The sequence below is a fragment of the Vescimonas sanitatis genome, from assembly GCF_049060325.1.
Lineage (GTDB): Bacteria > Bacillota > Clostridia > Oscillospirales > Oscillospiraceae > Vescimonas > Vescimonas sanitatis.
This window is the reverse complement of sequence record NZ_JBMGPW010000026.1, coordinates 1-631: the sequence shown is the minus strand read 5'-3', so window position 1 is coordinate 631 and position 631 is coordinate 1. Positions and strand designations below refer to the sequence as shown.

Genomic DNA, 631 nt, shown 5'->3' with positions numbered 1-631 from the left:
CCGTGCACTCGGTGCCCCGCCTGTCCCAGGGCCAGGCCGCCATCATCGGCGTCGGCGCGCTGACCTATCCGGCCGCCTTCCAGGGCGCCGCCGAGTCCACGCTGCACGACCTGGCGATCTCCAAGACGATCACCCTCACCTCCACGTACGACCACCGCGTGATCCAGGGCGCCGGCTCCGGCGAGTTCCTGAAGATCGTGCACGGCCTCCTGCTGGGCGAGGACGGCTTCTACGACGAGGTCTTCCACTCCCTGCGCATCCCCTACGAGCCCGTCCGCTGGGCCCAGGACGTGCAGGTGAACCCGGAGGAGCAGATCGGCAAGGTCGCCCGCATCCAGCAGCTCATCCACGCGTACCGGGACCGCGGCCACCTGCTGGCCAACGTGGACCCGCTCGAGTACTCGATGGCCTACCACCCGGACCTCGACATCCGCGAGCACGGGCTGACCCTGTGGGACCTGGACCGCAAGTGGCCCACCGGCGGCTTCGGCGGGGCGAGCAGCCTGACGCTGCGCAAGATCCTCGGCGTGCTGCGTGACGCGTACTGCCGCACCATCGGCGTCGAGTACATGCACATCCAGGACCCGGCCGAGCGCGCCTGGTTCCAGGAGAAGCTCGAGCAGCCGTACGC

The 631-nt window shown here is 69.7% G+C and carries 1 protein-coding gene; it reads left to right on the top strand.

Annotation, left to right across the window (positions count from 1 at the left end):
- On the top strand, positions 1–631 hold a 631-nt coding region (locus ACOMDU_RS13580; protein WP_421130692.1), incomplete at both ends, for a 2-oxo acid dehydrogenase subunit E2.